The organism is Roseivirga echinicomitans, assembly GCF_001592935.1.
In the GTDB taxonomy this organism is placed as follows: domain Bacteria; phylum Bacteroidota; class Bacteroidia; order Cytophagales; family Cyclobacteriaceae; genus Roseivirga; species Roseivirga echinicomitans.
Window position 1 is genome coordinate 189,381 of sequence record NZ_LRDB01000001.1, and the last position, 17,100, is coordinate 206,480.

Sequence of the window (17,100 nt, forward strand, 5' to 3'; positions counted from 1 at the left end):
GAAGAACTTCGGTTCTCCCCCAATTAATCCCGAAGTATTGAAGCAAATTGTCCGTCTTGTTTTGGTTGCTGGGTTTTTCATTCCCCAACTATTGACTGCCCAATTGGGCGGGCAAAGGGCATTTGAATTTCTAAACCTTCCAAACAGCGCTCGGCAAGCCGCTTTAGGCGGGGTAAACCTTACCTCTGGCTGGAATGATCCCGGCATGTTGGCTTCTAATCCTGCATTACTGAATAGCGACTGGCACAATCAATTAGTGATCGACAGGCTGGGCTATTTTGCTGACATCGCTCAAACCTCCGTTTCCTACGCCCGAAACATTGAAAAAGCTGGGCTTTGGGCAGCCAGCCTTACTTACCTGAACTACGGCACCATTGAAAGCTACAATGAAAACGGTTTTCTGAATGGTGATTTCAACGCTTCAGAATTCGTTTTTGGTTTAAGTCATTCCATGGCATTCGGCCCTTTTCAAGCGGGTTCTACCTTGAAAATAGCCGCTTCGGATTTAGGAAGCTATAAAGCTTCTGCCCTGCTATTCGATTTTGGAGGCACTTTCAAGCATCCAGAAAAAGATTTGACTGTGGGCTTAGCGGTTAAAAACTTAGGCGTGCTATTGAGCGACTATACGGAAGACAATCAAAGCGAATTGCCTTTAGATGTTCAGTTAGGCGTGACTTACAAACCAGAGTTTATGCCCTTTCGATTTTCGCTTACGGCCAGAAATTTAAATCGTTCAGATGTGGTTTTTTTCGACCCAAAAGGCAATACACTCGTTGGAGCTACAGAAAAGGAACCGGGTTTTAGTGAAGAGGTGTTTCGAAGATTGGTCTTCGGTACAGAATTACTCTTGAGCGACAATTTTCAATTGCGCTTTGGTTATAACCATTTGTTAAGAAAAGAGCTTAAACAAGAAGCCACTTCGGGAGGCGCAGGCTTTTCATTTGGGCTGATGTTTAAAGTAAAAAGATTTGAATTTTCTTATGCCAGGGCACTTTATCACTCGGCAGGAGGAAGCAACACCATACAATTGACCACCAATTTGAGTGGAATCGTAAAGAAAAAGAACTAAGATGTTAGACGAGAAATATTTAACCCCAAGGCAAATTGTTGCCGAACTAGATAAATACATTATTGGTCAAGCTGACGCCAAGAAAAACGTGGCCATTGCACTCCGAAATCGTTGGAGAAGAATGCACGTGAAAGAAGAAATGCAGCGCGAAATTGTGCCGAATAACATCTTGATGATAGGCGCAACGGGTGTGGGTAAAACCGAAATTGCCCGAAGACTGGCCAAAATTGCGGACGCTCCTTTCACCAAAGTGGAAGCTTCTAAATTCACGGAAGTGGGTTACGTTGGGCGTGATGTGGAAAGCATGGTGCGCGACTTGGTTGAGCAGTCGGTCAACTTGGTGCGCCAATCCAAAAAAGAAGAGGTAAAAGGCAGGGCCGAACAAGCTGTTGAAGATGTAATTCTTGACGCATTGATTCCCCCAATCAAAAATACGCGCCCTTCGGCTACCGTGGTTGAAAACGGAGAAGAGCCCGAAAAAATGTCGGATGCGGAATTGAATGAAAGAACCCGTGAGCGTTTCCGTGAGAAAATTCGCTCTGGCGAAATTGACGACCGAAAAATAGAAATCAACATCACTTCTTCTGGTGCAGGAGTTGGTATGGTGGGTGGAGGCATGGACGAAGTTTCCATGATGAACCTTCAGGACATGCTGAGCAATGTAATGCCCAAGAAATCGAAAAAGCGTAAGGTGACCATTGGCGAAGCCAAAAAGATTCTTTTGGATGAAGAGAGCGCCAAGCTGATCGATATGGATGAAGTGAAAGAAGAAGCCATTCGCAAAGCGGAAAATACGGGCATCATCTTTATCGATGAAATTGATAAAGTAGCTGGTAGTTCTAAAAAAGGTGGTGGCGGACCCGATGTAAGTCGCGAGGGTGTGCAGCGCGATCTTTTACCTATTGTGGAAGGCAGTTCTGTAAACACCAAGCATGGCATTATCAATACCGACCATATTCTGTTTATTGCTGCGGGCGCTTTCCATGTAGCGAAACCTTCCGATTTGATTCCTGAGTTGCAGGGTCGATTCCCTATCCGTGTAGAATTGAACAGCCTTACACGAGATGATTTCTACCGCATTTTGAAAGAGCCAAAAAATGCCCTTACAAAACAGTACGAAGCTTTGATGAATTCTGAAGATGTGTCTTTAGAATTTACCGATGAGTCCTTAATGGAATTGGCGGATATTGCTTTCAAGGTAAACGAAGAAGTAGAAAATATTGGTGCCAGACGTTTGTACACGGTAATGAGCAAATTGCTCAACGATATCCTTTTCGATATTCCAGAGAAAATCCCAAACAATGCCAAGGTACTTGTGACCAAAGAATTGGTGCAAGAAAGACTTTCTGGCTTGGTACAAAGCAAAGACTTGAGCGAGTTTATGTTGTAACTCACATTGAATTACTAATTTCGCCCCAAAATAGAAACACATGAAACTCTGGCAAAAAGAAACCCGCGTATCTGAAATTGTAGAACGATTTACCGTTGGTCGCGACCTGGAGTTTGATATCCATTTGGCACCCTATGACGTGTTGGGCTCTTTGGCCCATACCGAAATGTTGGCCAGCATTGGCTTGCTTACGATGGAAGAAAAGGAGGCCATTCATGTGGAACTTAAAAATATTTTCAAGTCGATTCAAGCTGGGGAGTTCTCGATTGAAGCAGGCGTGGAAGACATTCATTCTCAAGTGGAATTTATCCTAACCGAACGACTAGGCGATGTAGGAAAGAAAATCCATAGTGGCCGTTCGCGTAACGACCAAGTTTTGGTAGACATGAAGCTTTTTATGCGTTCCGAAATCAAGGCTTTGGTGGAAGGCACGAATACGCTTTTCGATCGCTTAATGAGCTTGAGTGACCAGCACAAAAACACTTTAATGCCGGGCTATACGCACATGCAGGTGGCAATGCCATCGTCTTTCGGGCTTTGGTTTGGTGCTTATGCCGAAAGCTTGGTGGATGATCTATACGCCTTAGAAGCGGCTTATAAAGTAGTGAACAAAAACCCGCTGGGCTCTGGCGCTGGCTTTGGTTCTTCTTTCCCTTTAAATAGAAAAATGACTACGGAGCTTTTGGGCTTCGAAGACCTGAATTATAACGTGGTGTATGCCATGATGGGCCGAGGCAAGGCCGAACGTTCATTGGCCACTGGAATGGCGGCTGTGGCAGCTACTTTGGGCAAATTCGCCATGGATGTATGCCTTTACATGGGCTCCGATTTCGGCTTTATCGGTTTCCCCGATGAACTGACCACGGGCTCCAGCATTATGCCGCATAAAAAGAACCCTGACGTTTTCGAACTGATGCGTGGCAAATGCAATAAACTACAGGCGGCACCGAATGACATTGCCATGATGACCACTAATTTGCCAGTGGGTTATCACCGCGAAATGCAGCTGATCAAGGAAGTGATTTTCCCTGCCATTCAAGATTTGAAAGATTGCCTTTTCATGGCTGATTTTATGTTGGAGAAAATCACGATTAACGACCAACTCATTCAGCAAGACAAATACAATTACCTTTTTACGGTAGAAGAAGTAAATCGCTTGGTGCTTTCAGGCGTTCCGTTCAGAGATGCATATAAGCAAGTAGGCATGGCCATTGAAAGAGGTGAGTTTAAGCCCGAACGCAGTGTAAACCATAGCCACGAAGGCAGCATTGGCCAATTGAATCATGCAGAAATTAAAGCCATGATGGACAAAGCCACCGCCAACTTTAACTTTACTAAATGGGAAAAGGCTTTTGAGGGGTTGGTGAAGTAACCACCTATTGCTAAACACTCACTTAGGTATTGAATTAACCATTTCAATGAACCAAGGGCTACTTATATTAGTTAAAATACCAGAAGCAACATTTTTGAAGAACTCCTTAAAGTCTTGAGGCTGTTTCTCTTTTAACTCCTTAAGCTCCTGCTTCAAATGCTGAAGCATCTCCAAGCTAGGTTTTTCTCCCATACTCAACTCTAGAAGTTGATATACGTGATCAATATTGTTGTTTTTGATTACTGCCTGAATAAGGTTCGATAAGTCTAATTGTAAATCAAGACTTCCTCTCATAGATTGAGCTAACTTTAGATTTAAATCTTTTTTGTCACTCTTGAGGTCTGATATCAAATCGCTTTGAATTTTCAATAGGTTCTGGCTATTTTCTACTCTGAGAAGCGCTATTTTCAGCTCATTTTCTAAAGAGATTATTTGAAGTCTTTCGGATAGAAAATCAGAGGCTGATTTTTTACCTGAAATAACCAGTTGGTAATCTTCAAAAGCTTTTTCTATTATTTCCTTATGGCCATCCAAGGTCTCAATTTCCATTGAGACAGTATTCCCAAACTGTTTAATTGTAACTGATGCTTCGATTTCAGGATACTTAAAATTAAGTATCTCTTGAAAATAAGATAGAATTTGAATTCCAGCTAGTTTAAACTCTGCTTTAAATTCTATCCTTCTTTCAATACGATGTAAATCAATTTTGAGTATAGATAAAAGTCGAAAAGCAGTATCAAATGTATCATACAAATTGTTTTGAAAAATAAGAGAATTTTTCTGCTCCGAATTTGCTGATACTACCAAATTGGCAACTCTTTTTCGATCAATAACAATAAAGGAATATCTATATGGTAAATACCCTGAAATGGTTTTATACTTCGATAAATAGATTTCCTCATCAAAATTTTCTAGACTTTGAGGAGGAATGAAAATCAATGCTGAATATTGAGAGGATGGTGAAAGATTACTCTTTTTAGTTATGTCTATTAAATGTAACCCCCATTTTTCAAGGCTATCACCTGGTATTTGATAATGCCTTAGTAATTCTTCATCTATAAAGCTTAAAAAATGAATTCCAACTGGAAGGGAGTATGTTGAACTATAAGCTTTGTTATTCCAAATTTCTGTTTCAGACATATATCAAGTCAGATTTGATCTTCTGAAAGTAGCGATCTTTTATTCCTTTTCTAGAAACAAGATCTACTTTGAAGCCTAAATAACTCTCTAGCTCTTCTGCTAACAGGATAAAATCAGAACCGATTTTATCATTGAATTCTACGACCAAATCGAGGTCGCTATGATCATTTTGTTCATTTCGAGCGAAAGAACCAAAAATGGCCAAAGACTGAATAGGATACTTTTTGAAAAGTAAAGTCTTTCTTTCTGCTAAGGCCGCCTTTATTTCAGTCAAGGATTTCATATTTCAAATATATTGATTCCCTGGGACATATTGAATTGGAAAAATACCCCTACTCGCTTACCTCAAACAAATCTGTGCTGGGCCAGTTCTTGATTTGCTTGAAAGATTCGCGCATGGCCCAACGGCTGGTGCTCCAAAAGCTACCTCTGCGCGGTGTAGTGTTTGAGATCACTACCCATGAAACTCCATTCAGGTCGCGGGTAAGTAAGGCTGATGTGCCTGAAAGGGTGCCGGTGCGCCACCAGTGCTCACCACTTACACTACGCCAGCCCAATGGCTGATTTACGCCTCCAACTCCCTTGATCATTTTGTCCATAGAGTCTTTGCTTAAAATATCTTTATAGCGTTTAGAATAACCATCTACCATCACCAACAGACGCATCATGTCTACCGAGTTGGCCACCCAGCCGCCCGCAGGAGCAAGCATCTTCACATCATCAGCACCATAAGGTTTATCTACCATCTTGCCAGAACCAGTATAGGCCAATTGCTTATTGTCTGGGCTATAGTCATAATATTTTACTTCGTTCTTGAGTCGGTCACTTTCAAAATTCCCGGCAATTTTCATGTGGGTGATCCCATTGGGTTTGAGAATATTCTTCTGAATCCAATCTTCATAACTTTCGCCCGTTTTTTCTTCTATGATTCTTCCTAACAAGCAATAGCCAAAATTGGAATAATTGTAATGCGTACCGGGTGTATATGGCAGATGGCGTGTAATTACAAAACTGATGACTTCGTCAAAATCTATGGGATAAGCCGCCTTATCCATTTTATGAATTTTAGCAGGAATAAACATGGGGTCACCATAGGTAATCAAACTCCATCCAGCGGTATGGTTAAGCAGGTGTTTGACCTTTATTTTATACACATTGCGGTTGGTAATTCCTTTGTACTTGGCTCCTTTTAGAATGCCGTTATCTCCAAAGACGAAATCGTCTAAGCCAATTTTCCCATCATCTACCATTTTTAAGATGGCCGTTGCTGTTACTAATTTTGAAACGCTCCCGATTCGGAAAAGATGAGAAGGTTCAACAGGTATTTTATTGTCTTTGTCGGCATAGCCAAAGCCCTTAGCGTATACCAATTTTTCGTTTTTCACCACCGCTACTGTTGCTCCTTCTAGCTTCAGACTAGTGACGATCCGTTGTGCCATTTTATCAATAGGCGCTAAAGCAGGATTATCAGAATCTTTATTGGTAAGTGTCCGTTTTGCGGGTTTTAGATCGTTAGGGATTTCTGTTTCCGAGGGGGCTAATGAGAGCAGAGATATAAGTATACCCACGGTAAGAATTAAAAAAATAGCTTTGCCTTTTTGCTGCATATATTAAGTAACGACCCTTTACAAGTAGCAATTATAAGAAAACTAGAGTTAAACGTAAAGAGCAAAGGACAGTCTCTTTGACTAAGTCCTAAATGAGCCTCTTTTTTGCTCTGATAATCGCATTATTCAGACGAAATAAATCGAAAGAGGTTTAAAGTTAGGTCGAACTACTTTTTCGAAGCATCATTTAGACTCCACTGATAATCCATAAAATCAACCTCTGCATTATCGCTAATTTTCACTTCTGAATACTTATTTAGGAACTGAATTAAGGTTTGTCCTTTCTTAAAATCACCACCAAACCAGCTAAAAATTTTGGACAGTTCTACTGCGTTTTCGGTGATTTTGTTTCGCTGAGGATCGTTGATGAATAACCTGGCTTGCTCAGTTAATTGTGCTTCGATTTTTTCGGCTTTAAAAGCTTCAGCCCTTAAAACTGGACAAGAAAAGGAAGCACAATTAATCGCAAAATGGATTCTTGGTTCCTCAAACTCATCTCTCAAAATTTTATGCTCCACCCGATCAAGGCTAAAATTTTCACCTCCAATTTTAAACCATTCTTTCGTCCAAACGGTGTTTACTGTTGGAATACTCAATGTTGGATTCAGGTCTTTGATACTCGTTAAAGGGTAATTGTCGATAATCAGTTTTACAGTGAAGGCATTGTAGACATTGATCCAGTAAGCCAGTTTTTCATTTTCACTCCAACTATTGGCAGGAGCATTATTGCTGAGCAAATCAAGATAGCTTTCGAACTTCACTCTTTCCGAAATAATGCCTTTGTAGTCGATAAAGCCATCTTCGTTCACATACTCCTTTAGGAGTTCATCCCAGGTCCCGTGGCTCGGTGCAGGGCCATCCCCCACCACCGTGGCTTTTTCATTAGTACAGGAAGTCAGCGCTAAGAAGAGAAAGAAGACTGAAATGTTAATTGATCTTTTCATCATCAAGTTAACCAAGGTAAGGCCTTAGCTGTTCATTTTAAAATGTGGGCATTGTCAGCTAAAGGCTATTTCAGGTCATTAAAAAGATTTACTAAAGCAAGTCTTGAAACCAGTAGGTTACTTTGTCTTGTGTTTGGCTAGACAAAGTGTATTCTTTTGGCACAACCTCTCCCTTTTCGAATGCCACTGGATGGCTAAAGATTGGTCCATCAAAAACAAAGCTGTGGAACTCTCCATTTTCTCCGCAGGGGTCAACATTGCTCGGAAGCTCCTTGAGCAAGTCATGGTCTATGATTTGGCCTGCAAACGATTGATCGAGCTTACTTCCGTCTACCGAAACGAGCATGGTTTTAAAACCCAAGTCGATGAACTCTCTTACTAAGCCAGCTGTGTTCCTTTTCCAAAGCGGAAAGTGCCCTTTAAGCCCCACTTCAGCCAACCTCTTTTCTCTATATTCCTTTAAGTCTTCCAGAAAAATATCCCCGAAGATGGAGTGCGTTATGCCTTGGGCTTTAAAGCCTTCCATTTTCTCTGACATTAAGCGATCGTATTCTGGCATCGTTACTTCACCGGGAATAGACAGAATTGATAAGGGAAGGCCAATGGCTTCCACTTGACGTTTCAAAAGATCTTTGTGTACTCCATGCATGGAAATTCTTTCCAATTCGGCATTAACACTGGTCATCAATGTCATTACTTCAAACACATTTCCTTGAAGCACATAATGTAAAGCCAAAGCACTGTCTTTGCCTCCGCTCCAATTGAAAATTGCCTTTTTCCTCATATTAGCCCCGATTCTGTGCTCAGTTTGACTTCCTAATGTCTAAAAATGAATAGCCTTTATTCGACTGAATTTCAAAGCTATCAATCAATAATGGTTTTTTATGCGCTGGTCCATCAATTACTAATGTATGGTATTCACCATTTTCACCACAAATGTCAATTTCTAAATTCTGAAAAACTTGGATGAGTTCTTCATCAATCACTTTTCCTAAAATGTTGGGTGCGAACTCCGTTCTGCATGAAACTACCAAGGCTTTAACCCCCAGCTCCAACATTTCAAAAACCAAGGCTTCTCTGTCTTCTTGCCAAAGCGGTAAAAGGGCTTTTAGCCCTGCTGCTTCCGAAACCTTCTCTTCCCAATCTCTGTGCGACTGAATATCGATATCGCCAAAAACGGTATGACTGAACTGGTATTCTGTTTTAAGCTGGTTTAGCTTTTCTATGTAGTTGACTTCATAGTCTTCCCATGTGCTTTCTATAAACTCAATGGGCAAACCAATGCATTCGGCTTGGGCCATAAGTACTTCTCTCGGAATTCCGTGCGACCGCGACTTATCACCCAACTCATTCATTACATTGAAAAGCACTGTGGGTTTTGCCTCCCTTTGGAGCGCCCTATAAAAAGCCAAATAGCTGTCCTTTCCTCCACTCCAAGAGCAAAGAAAAGAACAGCTATGATTTGGTTTGGCACTTTTCAAATCCTTAGAAGGTACCAGTTACACCAATCGTAAAGTTAGCCGGACGAGTTGTAAAGCCATAAACGCCTACAAAATCTTCGTCTAATAAGTTGTTGATGGTTCCTGAAAAGATGACTGCTCCATCGAATACCTTGTGTGAAAACGACAGATCAACCATGTTATAGGCTTCAAGCTTCACCAAATATGGATCTGAGAAAATAGCAGCTTCCCGTTCGCCAAAGCGCGTGTAGTTTACCGCTACATTCGTGTTTGAAGTAATGGCATAGTTGGTATTGAAGCCAAATTTCAAGTCGGGGATTCTGTAAAATTGAGCTGGGTTACCGAATTGATAAGACGCCAAATGTCCACTGATAGAAAGCGGCTCAATAATTTGCCACTGGAAATCAATTTCAAACCCTTGTATTTCTCTTGTTCCAGTTACGTTATCGTAACCTCCACCCACATAGTTTCCTGTATTGTCGAATCGAGACACAAAATCGATTGCATTTTCTTCTTTACGCGTAAAGTATTCTGCATTTACGGTAAAGTTACTGCCAAGATAAAGCGACAGACCAAATTCGGTCGACTGCATTTCTTGTGGCTCCAATGCCGTATTTCCGTAGAAAGGTGCAAACAATTGGTATAAACTAGGCGAAATGAATGCTGTTGAATACGAGCCGAAAGCCTTCAATTTGCTTTCACCACCGAGGTTCAATAAGTAAGAAGGGTTAAGGCTGTAGACGAAATTTGAACCGTATTCGCTATTTATATTAAGCCTAGCCCCTGCGTTTAAGGTGAGCGCATCGGTTGCATCCACAGCCAAATTGAAGTAGGGATCAATATTGGTCGCATCTGGCTCGTCATCACCAGCAACAAACTTATACCCCTGATAATGTACCCCAACAATGGTTTTTATTCGATTACTAAATATGTACTCATTGGTCAAATCGGCTTGTGTATTTTCACCTTCACTTTTTGAAGGGTAAGCCGAAACGAAATCTCTCTTGATTTGATTATGGTTGAACTTCAACTGTAAGTTTCCTTTGTTGTATTTAAACTTTGGGTTCAAGCCAAAGCTCGTTTGCTTCAAAGTAAATTCATTATCAGCATCAGCAAAAGCACCATCATCGTAATCTGATCTTAATTTCTCGTATGAAAAATTTGCGCCTAAGTTAAAGGCCTCCGAAAAGTCGTATGCAAATTTTGTTCTTCCAGAGTAACGGTAAAAACCATCGTTGCCGAAATCGGTGGCAGGATCGTTGTCTTGTGCCGCTGAGATTCCTTCGCTGATGGCAAAAGCTCCAGCCACTAAATAACTGAGTTTCCCAGTTTTTCCTTGCACATCAGCATTGGTGTTTGAAGTACTAAATGAGCCAATTGACTGTGACAAAGTCACTTTTGGCAGCTCAGAAGTTGGTGCTTTCATTTTAATATTGATTACACCAGCCGCAGCCCCTGTTCCGTACAAAGTACTCGCTGCACCTTTCAATACTTCGATGTATTCAACGGCTTGTGCATTGAGCAATCTCAAGTCATAATCCATGGCGATGCCTGAAGGATCGTTGATTGGCAAGCCATCAATCAAAATCAAAGTATGGGCATTCCTTCCTCCTCGAATATTATAATCTAGGTTCGTTCCTGGAGTTCCAAAAGCCCCGTCAATATTGACTCCTGGAAGCTGATTCAAAAGATCGGCCACCGTTCTTCCTGGCGAGTTTCTAATTTCATCGGCAGTAATTTTATAGATCACTTTGCCTGATTTTTCAATGGGTGTTTCAAACTTATTGCCCGTCACTACAACACGACCAAGGTCTCTTACTTGCCCCTCCTCTTGAGCAAAAAGATTAAATGAAGCGGTCAAAATTGCCAGTGAAGCAATGCTTAATTTTCTAAAAATGGTTCTCATTGATTGTTTAATTGAATTAATAATTCTTGAATAGTTTTATAGGTAGTATCGTTGTAATTCAGGTGCCAAAGCGGTGCTTTCAGGTTACCTGAAATTCTAATTTCTATATCGGAAGCGTCAGGGGTTACTTCGTAACCCGCCCTTTCCAAAGCACTTCTCGTCCATCGCTTTAAAATGGAATCACCCTCTAGTTTGATCTTTATTTTCTTCTGGGTTGAAGTCCTTTTAAATGTTCCCAGTTCGTAATCGAATTGAAGTTGATCTCTTTGGAAAGCTTCCTCTAGCAGTCCGTTCAATACCAAATCTTCAGGCAATCCTGAATCGATGGTTTGATTTTGATTGATGAGCCATAAATGATCGGCATTGGCCAAAGCCATATCCAATTCATGCGTGGTGAGTAAAATGGCCTTGTCCGAGTCAACTGCTAATGCACGCAGTAGATGAAAGATTTCCATGCGATTAGGCAAGTCTAAATGAGCGGTCGGTTCATCCAAAAATATCACCTCCGTATCTTGGGCCAGCGTTCGGGCAATCATTACTTTCTGTCGCTCGCCATCGCTCAATTCGCCTATGTGTTTGTTGGCAAATTCAAGAATGCCAGTGGCTTCCATGGCCAAAAAAATGATGTCCTTGTCTTTCTGACTTAAGGTCCCCAGCCAGCTGGTGTATGGGAAACGACCTAAAGAGACTAAAGCATAAACCGTTAAATTTCCAGGAGCAATTCTATCGGTAAGTACCAAGCTCAGTTGCTTTGAAAGGGATTTCGCATCGATGGATCGGATCGGTTTCCCTTGCATGAAAACTTCTCCCTCCAATGGTTTTTGAATGCCTCCTATGGTTCGCATCAAAGTAGATTTACCAGCGCCATTGGTGCCAAGCAAGCAGGTAAGTTTCCCCTTTTCCAAACTGAGGTTAAGGTTGGATAAAACAGGTTTCACCCCTTTTTTGTCCTTGTAGCCTACCGTAAGGTTTGTGGTGTTGAGTATCGTTCTTGTCTCTTTCATCATTCTACTTTTAAAAAGAAGCTTTTAGGTTCTTGCGTTTAACAATGATCCAGATGACAATAGGCGAACCGATGAGGGCCGTAATGGCATTAATCGGCAATACCGTTTGGCTACCTGGTACTTGCGAAATAATGTCACAAACGAGCATCAGAATCCCGCCTACGAGCGTACAAGTAGGCACCAAAGTGCGGTGGTCGGAAGTATTTAAAAAGCTGCGCGAAAGGTGTGGCACAGCTATGCCCACGAAACCAATTGGCCCACAGAAGCCCGTGATGGCGCCTGCCAAAATACTGGTCGTAGCAATAATGGCCACTCGTGCCCATTTTACATTCAGCCCCATGCTTTGGGCGTAATCTTCACCCAAAAGCAGCGCATTTAATGTTTTAGAAAGGAAGAAAGTGAGGATAACACCTGTGAGTACAATGATGGCCAAGGCTCCAAGTTGTTCGTTGGTTACTCCTCCTAAGCTGCCGAATGTCCATAAAATATATTCCTGGATTTGTTCGGGATCGCTAAAGAACTGCCAAATGCTCACGACAGCAATGGTGATATTCGCCACCATCAGACCGACAATAAGCATGACTACGTTGTCTCTGATTTTGAAAGAAATACCCAGAATAAGCATAAGCACCGTGGCGGCACCTAATGTGGAAGCGATGATAATCAACCAGCTTCCGTCTACCCCCAATTCACGAATTGAAAAGGTGGTAGTAACCGTGCCTGCGGCCAACATAACGGCAGCCACACCCAAACTAGCCCCCGCAGTAATTCCCAATACTGAAGGTCCAGCGAGTGGGTTTCTGAAAAGTGTTTGCATTTGCAGGCCGCCTAATGACAGTGCTGCCCCCGCCAAAATTGCGGTGACTGCTCTAGGTAGTCTGATTTTCAGAATAATCCCTTGCCAGCCACTATTATCGATTTGTTGCCCTAAAAGTGTTTTGATCACATCGCTTACAGGAATTCGAACCGAACCCAAACCGATGTCGAGCAAGAAAAGAACGATAAGCATTAAGCCCAACAGGGTCAACGACTTCGCTCTAAGGCGTTTTCCTTGAGTGATTGCATTCATAATAGAAGGGATTTAATAGCTTACTTCAGCTGATTGTAGTACACCAATTGGTGATCGGGGAGAAGTTCGGGGTGGAAGATTTTCACCACGTCCTTCAAAACAATGTGCGGTTCTATTACACCAGTTTCGTAATAGTCGTTGCCACCGCCTTCGGTATTTCGACCAAAGACATTATAGATAGTTCCGTTTTTATAGGATTTGAAATCCATATAACGCGGGTCTCTTTCTCTAATGTTCTGCAAAGTGCTTGCGCCACCAGGTGCCACCCAGAAATCGGCTTTCAAACCTATTTCATATACGGCTTCAAAACTTAGCTTGATGCTGCCAGTAGAGTTATCCTCTTTCCAAGGGTAATCGGCCTTCGCAACCCTTAGCACATTGTAAGCAAAGCTTTTTCCGCCAGAGACCTGCCACGCATCGCCTTGAGCGATGCCTGTGATGGTCAGTGGTGCGTCTGTTGCTTTCTCGGCAATCAAGTCTAAAACGCTCTGAAACTCGGCTTCAATGGCGCTGAATTTATCGTTTACCAGATTTTCTTTATTCAATAAAACGGCCAAAAGTTTCACCCATTCGGCACGCCCCAATAGGTCAACCTCTTGCCAATCGGCATTCAGTACTACGGGAATGTTTAAGCGTTGAAGTTGTTGAAAAGATTCGTTTTGTGAGTTAGGATAGCCTACGCCTAAAACGACATCGGGGCCCATTTCGATAATGGTTTCTACATTTAACGTCCCTGCAGGCTCTACTTCTATGATCTCACCAGAGTCTACCATGCTGATGACCTTTAGGCTGCTCACATACTGCTTTCTCTCTATTCCCTTGAGTTCACCAAGCGCATCGAGCAATTCGAACATACCCAAATGTGTGGTAGACAATGAAACTGCTTTCTGAATAGGTACAGTAATCACAGGCAAATCAACGCCCTCCGGAGCTGGGGTTCCTTTTTGAACTAACAAAAAACTCACGGTATCTGCTACTTCATTGTAGTGCCTAAAAAGGTGGAGAGTTTTGTAGTTGTTGTGGTATTCAACATCAAAACCAATGGAATGATCGATCGAGATCTTCTCTAGGAAATAATCCTTTTTGGGATCAAAATCTAGAAAATCAGATTGATTTTTGGAATTGGATTGGCAGGCTGAAAAGCCAACCATTAAGAAACACAGCAGGGTATATACCGCCCAGCGATGCGCATTGCGTTTGTCAGTTTTTTTCATGCTATAGCCCTTCCTCAGAGGGTGGTTTAGTTGAACTTTGCAATGGCAGGTCTTCTGACTCTCCTAGTGTATTGCGCCTTCCCGTTTCGAACTTGGAAACAGTGGCAAAGTGCAGTACACTTTTTTATAGGATTACAGCAGCTGGGACTGTCCGGGATTTACACCCGATTCCCTTTTAATTCTGAAAACCGAAGCTTTCAGGAAACCCTTGCGGTAGCGCAAATGTAGAGAATAAAATTTTGATTGGGGAAATGAAGGTAGAAATATTCATTTCGATCCTTATAAAACAAGAAAGCCTTCCCGAATCATCGAAAAGGCTTTCAAAATCTTAATTCTTTTTAGAATTACTTAATCTCAAGTAATTCAATTTCGAAGATTAAAGCAGCATTTGGAGGAATTGCACCGCTAATACCACTTTCGCCATAGGCTAAATTAGATGGAATATACAACTCTACTTTACCACCAATTTTCATCAGTTGAAGACCTTCGATCCATCCAGCAATAAATTGATTTACGGGATAGGTAAGTGGTTCGCCACCAATAGAACTATCGAATATCGTACCATCCAAAAGCTTACCTGTATAGTGTATTGTCACTGTATCTTCTGCCTTTGGAGATGCTCCCGCTCCTTCTTGCATAACCTTGTATTGCAAGCCGCTGGCTGTAGTTTGTACACCTGGCTTCGTTGCATTTTCAGCTAAAAACAGTTCACCTTCTTCTTTTGCCCCTTCCATTGCTCTTTGTTGATCGGCAATAAGGATCTCTTGAGATTGGTCTAAAGTCATCTGAGCAGTATCAGACAAAGCCTCTTTTACAGCCGCAGCTACCATGTCAGCGTCTAAAGTTTTGTTCTGCTGCTTCAGCATTTCTGCAATCTGAACACCATAAGCATAACTGAGGCTATCTTGTTGTGTTTTCATTTGTGCAGTAGAAGTATTGTCATTGCTGCATCCAATCGCGGTGGCCAAAATAACTACCAACCCAATAGAAAGTATGTTTTTCATAATCGTTTAGTTTTTTAAAGTCAGGCGCAAAGGTAAAAATTAAATACACGTTTAATAATCTAGACCTCAACTCCTTCAAGAATTGGTTCAAAGTTGATTTTCCGCTTGAGAATTATTTATTGTAGAACATCCAGCTACTTTCGAAGTCCTTTTTTAAGCGTTGGTTGGTCAGTATGGCACGTACCATTTCCACAGGCATGCTGTTCTCTTTTAAAACGGCATCGTGAAACTCTTTAATCGTCATTTTACCACTATCCACTAACTCCTTTTTAAGCTCATAAAATTGAAGGCCGCCCGTCATGTAGGCCAATTGGTATAGTGGCCCGTAGTTACCTTCAAAAGAACGTCTCACTTCTCCTTCAGCATTTGCGCGTTCATGCCCCACTCTATCCACCAAGAAGTCAATACACTGCTGAGGAGTCCATTTACCTAAGTGATAGTTTAGTGAAAAGATGATTCGAGCCGAACGGTGCATTCTCCAGAATAACATTCCTATGCGGTCTTCTGGCGACTGCGGAAAGTCCATGTCCCAGAGTAAAAGCTCCCAGTATAAGGCCCAACCTTCTGTCCAAAAAGGAGTGCCATATGAACGGTATTCCTTATTTCGATTGTTCATAAAACCCTGAAGATGATGACCCGCGATTAATTCATGATGCACTGTAGCACGAGAAAAATGTGGATTGTTGCCTCGCATGCTCATCAACTTGTCTTCATGATTCATATCGTCCGTTGGATAAGAAATTTGAAGGGTTTCTCCACCCAGAAAGAAAGGGCTAATCAATTGTCTCGCTGGTGAGATCATAGACATCCTCCAAGTTTCTTCTGCAATTGGGGGAATGGTAAGCAGGTTGTTCTTTTTCAAGAAGTCCACTGACTCATTATACAGTTTCAGCATCGCTTCTGGTTGGTGGCCTTCAGGTACGAAAGACATTTTTACCTTTTCTTGCGCTGCTCTCCAATCATCACCAAAACCCATTTCTCTCGAGGCTTTCAACAATTCCGCATCGGCCCACGCAAATTCTTTGTCGGCAATCTCTACCAATTGCTCTGGCGAATAAGGAATCATTTCGTACTTCATCTGTCTAATGAGTTCCTCTCTTCCAATCGGGTTTCCTATAATTCCACTGCCATCATCTTTTGGTAATGTAGATTTATCGACTTGCGCACTCAATACTTTTGAATAATCGTCCAAAGCTTTATCTAGTACTTCGTAAGGTTTGGTTACCCACCAAGTAAACTGCGGATCGTATCCTTTATAGAAGTCATAAACGCTATTGAGGGCCCGCTTTTGTCCACGAATTGTTCTTTCTGCTCTTCTGGTTAGTTCTCTAGAAAAAGTGGGGTTCTCTTTTTTCAATTCAGTAGTGGCCACTTTTAGTTTTTTGGCGATGTCATTCAAGTCGGCTGCAACTTTTTCACTGTCCAGGTGCAATCCTCTTCTTCGTTTCCTTTCCAGTTCATAAAGAGATTCGGCAGGACTGACCCACCTCTTCAACTGGTTTACTTCCTTCTCTTCTACAGATAACTCAAACAGATTTTCGTCTATATATCGCTTCTGAAGTAAGTAGTCCACCTGACCACCCGTTGACAGCTTATTGAAATTAAATTTCTCGAGTTTTGAGAGTTGATCTTTAAAAAAGCTTTCAAATCGTTGTCTCCTTTCGGGGGAGTTTTCAATAGAATAGAAGCGAGAAAGGCTCCCATAATCAGCCCTTAGATTTACTGAGAAGTCGTACAATTCTGTAACCCCTGATTGATTATCGGGCTGTTGAGCAATAGTCAAGTGCCCAAATATTAAAAATAGGCAAGCAATAAAAAATAACTTTGATAGCTTTTTCATTTGTAGAACGAGTTTAATCAAAAGGTAAAAATAGAAGAGAAAACCAAAGTTCATCAGTGAAGTTTCTTTGATTGTCAGTTG

The 17,100-nt window shown here is 41.7% G+C and carries 15 protein-coding genes and 1 riboswitch; of the genes, 3 read left to right on the forward strand and 12 right to left on the reverse strand.

Going from position 1 to position 17,100, the window contains the following annotated elements; genetic code table 11:
• The first annotated feature begins 37 nt into the window (after window positions 1-37).
• From porQ to argH, 3 genes are read left to right on the forward strand one after another with little or no spacing between them, the layout of a single operon-like run.
• Complete coding sequence (gene porQ / locus AWN68_RS00875; protein WP_068410133.1) at window positions 38-1,069, forward strand: type IX secretion system protein PorQ; 1,032 nt, start codon at window positions 38-40, stop codon at window positions 1,067-1,069.
• A gap of 1 nt (window position 1,070) precedes the next feature.
• Window positions 1,071-2,459 carry an ATP-dependent protease ATPase subunit HslU gene (hslU, locus tag AWN68_RS00880; RefSeq protein WP_068410135.1) on the forward strand — a complete coding sequence of 463 codons (1,389 nt, stop codon included), beginning with the start codon at window positions 1,071-1,073 and terminating at the stop codon, window positions 2,457-2,459.
• Window positions 2,460-2,499: 40 nt separating this feature from the next.
• Window positions 2,500-3,831, forward strand: coding sequence for an argininosuccinate lyase (gene argH, locus AWN68_RS00885; RefSeq protein ID WP_068410138.1), 1,332 nt, complete (start codon window positions 2,500-2,502; stop codon window positions 3,829-3,831).
• An 18-nt stretch (window positions 3,832-3,849) separates the two neighbouring features.
• On the opposite strand, the gene AWN68_RS00890 is transcribed toward argH, so the two are convergent.
• The 12 genes from AWN68_RS00890 to AWN68_RS00940 form a co-directional block, all read right to left on the reverse strand.
• Window positions 3,850-4,971, reverse strand: a complete 1,122-nt coding sequence (locus AWN68_RS00890) for a hypothetical protein (protein WP_068410139.1) — start codon at window positions 4,969-4,971, stop codon at window positions 3,850-3,852.
• On the reverse strand, window positions 4,964-5,254 hold the full coding sequence (locus AWN68_RS00895; RefSeq protein WP_068410142.1) for a nucleotidyltransferase family protein: 291 nt from the start codon (window positions 5,252-5,254) through the stop codon (window positions 4,964-4,966). The genes AWN68_RS00890 and AWN68_RS00895 overlap by 8 nt, the downstream gene beginning before the upstream one ends.
• Window positions 5,255-5,303: 49 nt before the next feature.
• Window positions 5,304-6,578 (reverse strand): serine hydrolase domain-containing protein, encoded by a 1,275-nt coding sequence (locus tag AWN68_RS00900; RefSeq protein WP_068410144.1) that lies wholly within the window; start codon window positions 6,576-6,578, stop codon window positions 5,304-5,306.
• Window positions 6,579-6,745: 167 nt separating this feature from the next.
• Window positions 6,746-7,525: a DUF547 domain-containing protein gene (locus AWN68_RS00905; protein WP_245657913.1), complete on the reverse strand. Its 780-nt coding sequence runs from the start codon at window positions 7,523-7,525 to the stop codon at window positions 6,746-6,748.
• Window positions 7,526-7,613: 88 nt separating this feature from the next.
• Entirely contained in the window at window positions 7,614-8,306 is a 693-nt protein-coding gene (locus AWN68_RS00910; protein WP_068410146.1) for a Dph6-related ATP pyrophosphatase, read from the reverse strand.
• A 19-nt stretch (window positions 8,307-8,325) separates the two neighbouring features.
• Window positions 8,326-9,003, reverse strand: coding sequence for a Dph6-related ATP pyrophosphatase (locus tag AWN68_RS00915; protein WP_068410148.1), 678 nt, complete (start codon window positions 9,001-9,003; stop codon window positions 8,326-8,328).
• A gap of 4 nt (window positions 9,004-9,007) precedes the next feature.
• The gene (locus tag AWN68_RS00920; protein WP_068410151.1) at window positions 9,008-10,888 is read right to left on the reverse strand and encodes a TonB-dependent receptor plug domain-containing protein; all 1,881 of its coding nucleotides are present in this window, start codon (window positions 10,886-10,888) and stop codon (window positions 9,008-9,010) included.
• A complete protein-coding gene (locus AWN68_RS00925; RefSeq protein WP_089082085.1) occupies window positions 10,885-11,895 on the reverse strand; it encodes an ABC transporter ATP-binding protein in 1,011 nt (336 codons plus the stop codon). The genes AWN68_RS00920 and AWN68_RS00925 overlap by 4 nt, the downstream gene beginning before the upstream one ends.
• Before the next feature lie 7 nt (window positions 11,896-11,902).
• Window positions 11,903-12,961 (reverse strand): FecCD family ABC transporter permease, encoded by a 1,059-nt coding sequence (locus AWN68_RS00930; RefSeq protein WP_068410156.1) that lies wholly within the window; start codon window positions 12,959-12,961, stop codon window positions 11,903-11,905.
• A 20-nt stretch (window positions 12,962-12,981) separates the two neighbouring features.
• Window positions 12,982-14,175, reverse strand: coding sequence for an ABC transporter substrate-binding protein (locus AWN68_RS18695; RefSeq protein WP_084362745.1), 1,194 nt, complete (start codon window positions 14,173-14,175; stop codon window positions 12,982-12,984).
• A 27-nt stretch (window positions 14,176-14,202) separates the two neighbouring features.
• A riboswitch (cobalamin riboswitch) is annotated at window positions 14,203-14,400 on the reverse strand.
• 119 nt (window positions 14,401-14,519) lie between these two features.
• Complete coding sequence (locus AWN68_RS00935; protein WP_084362712.1) at window positions 14,520-15,179, reverse strand: FKBP-type peptidyl-prolyl cis-trans isomerase; 660 nt, start codon at window positions 15,177-15,179, stop codon at window positions 14,520-14,522.
• 112 nt (window positions 15,180-15,291) lie between these two features.
• Window positions 15,292-17,019 carry a DUF885 family protein gene (locus AWN68_RS00940; RefSeq protein ID WP_068410158.1) on the reverse strand — a complete coding sequence of 576 codons (1,728 nt, stop codon included), beginning with the start codon at window positions 17,017-17,019 and terminating at the stop codon, window positions 15,292-15,294.
• Window positions 17,020-17,100: the final 81 nt, after the last annotated feature.

Coding starts and splice junctions, on each gene's coding strand:
- AWN68_RS00940 (WP_068410158.1), bottom strand. CDS start 17,019: ATGAAAAAGCTATCAAAGTTATTTTTTATTGCTTGCCTATTTTTAATA.
- hslU (WP_068410135.1), top strand. CDS start 1,071: ATGTTAGACGAGAAATATTTAACCCCAAGGCAAATTGTTGCCGAACTA.
- argH (WP_068410138.1), top strand. CDS start 2,500: ATGAAACTCTGGCAAAAAGAAACCCGCGTATCTGAAATTGTAGAACGA.
- AWN68_RS00925 (WP_089082085.1), bottom strand. CDS start 11,895: ATGATGAAAGAGACAAGAACGATACTCAACACCACAAACCTTACGGTA.
- AWN68_RS00900 (WP_068410144.1), bottom strand. CDS start 6,578: ATGCAGCAAAAAGGCAAAGCTATTTTTTTAATTCTTACCGTGGGTATA.
- AWN68_RS00910 (WP_068410146.1), bottom strand. CDS start 8,306: ATGAGGAAAAAGGCAATTTTCAATTGGAGCGGAGGCAAAGACAGTGCT.
- AWN68_RS00905 (WP_245657913.1), bottom strand. CDS start 7,525: ATGATGAAAAGATCAATTAACATTTCAGTCTTCTTTCTCTTCTTAGCG.
- AWN68_RS00935 (WP_084362712.1), bottom strand. CDS start 15,179: ATGAAAAACATACTTTCTATTGGGTTGGTAGTTATTTTGGCCACCGCG.
- AWN68_RS00895 (WP_068410142.1), bottom strand. CDS start 5,254: ATGAAATCCTTGACTGAAATAAAGGCGGCCTTAGCAGAAAGAAAGACT.
- AWN68_RS00920 (WP_068410151.1), bottom strand. CDS start 10,888: ATGAGAACCATTTTTAGAAAATTAAGCATTGCTTCACTGGCAATTTTG.
- AWN68_RS18695 (WP_084362745.1), bottom strand. CDS start 14,175: ATGAAAAAAACTGACAAACGCAATGCGCATCGCTGGGCGGTATATACC.
- AWN68_RS00890 (WP_068410139.1), bottom strand. CDS start 4,971: ATGTCTGAAACAGAAATTTGGAATAACAAAGCTTATAGTTCAACATAC.
- AWN68_RS00930 (WP_068410156.1), bottom strand. CDS start 12,961: ATGAATGCAATCACTCAAGGAAAACGCCTTAGAGCGAAGTCGTTGACC.